The organism is Burkholderia sp. Ax-1720 (assembly GCF_011753035.1).
GTDB classification, from domain to species: Bacteria; Pseudomonadota; Gammaproteobacteria; order Burkholderiales; family Burkholderiaceae; genus Burkholderia; species Burkholderia gladioli.
This window is the reverse complement of the sequence record NZ_VWWK01000318.1, coordinates 1-3791: the sequence shown is the minus strand read 5'-3', so window position 1 is coordinate 3791 and position 3791 is coordinate 1. Positions and strand designations below refer to the sequence as shown.

Genomic DNA, 3791 nt, shown 5'->3' with positions numbered 1-3791 from the left:
ACGGGCGCGGCGGTGCTGCTCGCGGCCGGCGCGATCGCGCTCGGCTTCGATACGCAGGCGCTCGCGCAACTGCCGAGCACGCCCACCAGCGGGCTCGAGACGCGCCTGGTGGGCCTGCTCGGCAAGCGCGGCGCCGACGACCAGGGCAAGGCCACGCGCCAGACGCCGCCGGCAGCGCCAGCTTTGGCGCCGATCCGCCTGCGCGACGAGGGCGAGCTGCCGATGCTCGACGGCGCGAGCGGCTGGCTCGATTCGCCGCCGCTCACGCGCGACGCCTTGCGCGGCAAGGTGGTGGTGGTCAACTTCTGGACCTATTCCTGCATCAACTGCCTGCGCACGCTGCCCTACCTGAAGACCTGGGCCGAGCGCTACGGCAAGGACGGCCTGGTGGTGATCGGCGTGCACACGCCCGAGTTCGGCTTCGAGCGCGATCCCGGCAACGTGCGCCGCGCGCTGAAGGACCTCGGCATCCATTACCCGGTCGCGACCGACAACGACTACCGGATCTGGCAGGCGTTCGACAACCAGTACTGGCCGGCCTTCTATATCGCCGACGCGAACGGCCGGATCCGCTTCCACCACTTCGGCGAGGGCGGCTACGACGACGCCGAGCGCGCGATCCGGCAGTTGCTGGCCGACGCCGGCCACGGCATGCCGGCGGCCGACGGCGGCGCGCCGGTGGCGACCGGCGCCCTGGCACCGGCCGACCCCGACGACATCGGCTCGGAGGAAACCTACGTGGGCTACCGCCAGGCGCAGGGTTTCGCCTCGCCCGAGCCGGTGCGGCCCGACCACGACGCGGCCTACAGCACGCCGGCGCGGCTCGCGCTCAATACCTTTGCCCTGGCCGGGCAGTGGAACGTGGGCGCCGAATCGGCGGTGGCGGCCGCGCCGGGCGCGCGCCTGAGCTACCGCTTCCATGCGCGCGACCTGCACCTGGTGCTCGGGCCCGGCGCCGACGGCAAACCGCTGCGCTTTCGCGTGAGCATCGACGGCACGCCGCCCGGCGACGCGCATGGCGCCGATGTCGCCGCCGACGGCAGCGGCAGCATCGACGCCTCGCGCCTGTATCAACTGGTGCGCCAGCGCGGGCCGGTACGCGACCATACCTTCACGATCGAATTCCTCGATCCGGGCGCCAAGGCCTTCAGTTTCACCTTCGGTTGAGCGTGGCGCTGCCGGGGCCTGCCGGCGGCGGAAGGCAAAAACCCCGGATCGCCGGTCAGGCGATTCGGGGTTTCGTTCATATGGGGCGCCATAGCGGCCATAGCGGGCCATGGCAGGCCATAGCGGGCCATGGCAGGCCGTAGCGGGCCGTGACGGCCCTTGGCACGCGAGCGCCTGCCCATGCCCTTCCGACAAGCCTCTCCACCGGCTTTCCCCGCTTTCGCAGCCCGGAAATACCGGGTCGGAATCCCCGCCGCCCCGAGATTTGTGTCGCAACGTATCCGCCCGCGTATCCGATACATGTGCTTGCAACAAACCCGCTTCGACGAAACACACGAGATACGTGCGCCGGTTGTAATGCTTTCACGCCGGACGCAAACGCAAACCGGCCAGTCACCCGGCCGGCAACGACCGGACGACGCGAAACCCCGACGCATCACCGACCACTGAACCGTTCCAGGAGAACACCATGAAAGTCTCGAAGATCGCCCTGTCGTTTGCCCTCGCCGCCTCGTTCGCCGCCGCTTCCTCGGCCTTCGCCTCGGTGCCCGCCCAATCGGCTCCGGCCCAGGGCACCGTGCAGACGCAAGTGTCCCGCGCGATGAACGCGCCGCTCACGCGCGCCGAAGTCCGCGCCCAGTTGATCGAAGCGCAGAAGGACGGCCAGCTCGCCGCCCTGCAGAACCTCTATCGCGGCGGCTGATCCGCACGCAGTCACGCAGCATCACCCGATGCTTCACTCAAGCACTGCCGAACACTCACTGAAACTGGAGAACACCATGAAAGCCTCGAAACTCGTCCTGTCGCTCGCCGTCGCCGCCCTGTCCGCCACCGCCGCCAGCGCCTTCGCCGCGATGCCCGCCCAATCGGCTCCGGCCCAGGACACGGTGCAAACGCAGGTCGCCCGCGCCATGAACCATCCGCTCACGCGCGCCGAAGTCCGCGCCCAGTTGATCGAGGCGCAGAAGGACGGCCAGCTCGCCGCCCTGCAGGACCTCTATCGCGGCAGCTGATCCGCACGCAGCCACGCAGCATCACCCGATGCTTCACTCAAGCACTGCCGAACATTCACTGAAACTGGAGAACACCATGAAAGCCTCGAAACTCGTCCTGTCGCTCGCCGTCGCCGCCCTGTCCGCCACGGCAGCCAGCGCCTTCGCCGCGATGCCCGTCCAATCGACCCCGGCCCAGGACAGCGTGCAAACGCAGGTCGCCCGCGCCATGAACCATCCGCTCACGCGTGCCGAAGTCCGCGCCCAGCTGGTCGAGGCACAGAAGGACGGCCAGCTCGCCGCCCTGCAGGACCTCTATCGCGGCAGCTGAACGCCGCGAACCAGCGATCGTCCACTCTCACACTCATCGACTCGAGGTAAAGCATCATGTTCAAGCCCTACCTGATCGCGGCGATCGTCGCCGCCGGTATCGCCGCGGCCCCGGCCGCCTTCGCCAGCGGCTACGGCCCGGCCCCGCACTACGACCCGCTCGCCGGCGCGCCGGCATCGCAGCGCGGGCAGAGCGCGCAGACGCTCCACGCCGAAGCGGCGCAATGGATGATGGACCAGGCCGATGTCGCGAAGACCTCGTATGGCGCCGAAGGCCATGCCGGCGCGGAATCGGGCGCGCGTCTCGTGCCGGTCGACACGGCCTCGCTGTATGCGCATCACTGACGGGCTCGGATCTCCGTCCCGGGATGTCGCTTCGCCAGGCAGCACGCGAAACGCCATGCCTTTCGTCATCGAGCAACACGGCGGCCGGCGCGGAACCCCGCGACGCCGCCGGCCGTCAGGCAATCAAGCGGTGCCTGCCGCTCTCGAGATGCAGTCGAATCGCCTCGACGCCACCGCCGCGCAACCCTCATCCTCAGGCGATCACCAGCGGCAGCCGCAAGGTGGCCTCGAGCCCGCCGCCACGACGATTGCGCAGTTGAAGATCGCCGCGCATCGCCTTCACCAGCCGGCGCGCGATCGCCAGGCCCAGGCCCGAACCCTTCGCCTTCGCGGCTGATTCCGGCGCGCGATACCAAGGTTCGAACACCGCCGCCAGTTGCGAAGGCGCGATGCCGGGCCCCGAATCGAGCACCGCGAGCACCAGGTGCTGGGCCTCCACGCGCACGCGCAGGCGCACGTCGGTGCCGTAGCGCAGCGCATTGTCGATCAGGTTCATCAGCACGCGGCGCAGCGCATGCGGGCAGGTGACGATCGGCCGGCCGACCCGGCCATCCAGTTCGACCACGCGCCCCGCGTCGTGATAATTGTCGACCAGCGTATCGAACATGCGATCCGCGTCGACCCGGCGCGGCGATTCGAGCCCGCCCGACTGGGTCCGCGCGCAGGCCAGGCTGGCCTCCACCAGTTCGTTCATCTCGGCAAGATCGCCGGCCATCGCATCGCGCATCGCCGTGTCGTCGAGCATCTCGCTGCGCAGGCCGATGCGCGTGAGCGGCGTGCGCAGGTCGTGCGCATAGGCGGCCTGCACCACCAGCAGCTCGGCCTCGCGCTCGGCCGCCTGCCGGCCGGTGCCGTTGATCGCCTCGATCAGCCGGTCGAGCGCCGCGCCGCCGTCGGGCGGCAAGGCCGCGCGCGTGCCCTCGCGGCACTGTCGCTCCAGCGCCGCGGCGAGCCGCG

General features: G+C 70.0%; 6 protein-coding genes. 5 read left to right on the top strand and 1 reads right to left on the bottom strand.

Annotated elements, in window-relative coordinates:
• From F3J18_RS35965 to F3J18_RS35945, 5 genes are all read left to right on the top strand, one after another.
• Nucleotides 1-1167 (top strand): thioredoxin family protein (locus F3J18_RS35965; RefSeq protein ID WP_166916885.1); only part of this gene is annotated, 1167 nt, incomplete at its 5' end.
• Nucleotides 1168-1636: 469 nt separating this feature from the next.
• Complete coding sequence (locus F3J18_RS35960) at nt 1637-1870, top strand: DUF4148 domain-containing protein (RefSeq protein ID WP_166916883.1); 234 nt, start codon at nt 1637-1639, stop codon at nt 1868-1870.
• 76 nt (nt 1871-1946) lie between these two features.
• Nucleotides 1947-2180 carry a DUF4148 domain-containing protein gene (locus F3J18_RS35955; protein WP_166916881.1) on the top strand — a complete coding sequence of 78 codons (234 nt, stop codon included), beginning with the start codon at nt 1947-1949 and terminating at the stop codon, nt 2178-2180.
• A gap of 76 nt (nt 2181-2256) precedes the next feature.
• The gene (locus F3J18_RS35950; RefSeq protein ID WP_166916879.1) at nt 2257-2490 is read left to right on the top strand and encodes a DUF4148 domain-containing protein; all 234 of its coding nucleotides are present in this window, start codon (nt 2257-2259) and stop codon (nt 2488-2490) included.
• Nucleotides 2491-2546: 56 nt separating this feature from the next.
• The gene (locus tag F3J18_RS35945) at nt 2547-2834 is read left to right on the top strand and encodes a hypothetical protein (protein WP_025097896.1); all 288 of its coding nucleotides are present in this window, start codon (nt 2547-2549) and stop codon (nt 2832-2834) included.
• Nucleotides 2835-3027: 193 nt separating this feature from the next.
• On the opposite strand, the gene F3J18_RS35940 is transcribed toward F3J18_RS35945, so the two are convergent.
• A partial coding sequence (locus F3J18_RS35940) for an ATP-binding protein (RefSeq protein WP_166916877.1) occupies nt 3028-3791 on the bottom strand: 764 nt, incomplete at its 5' end.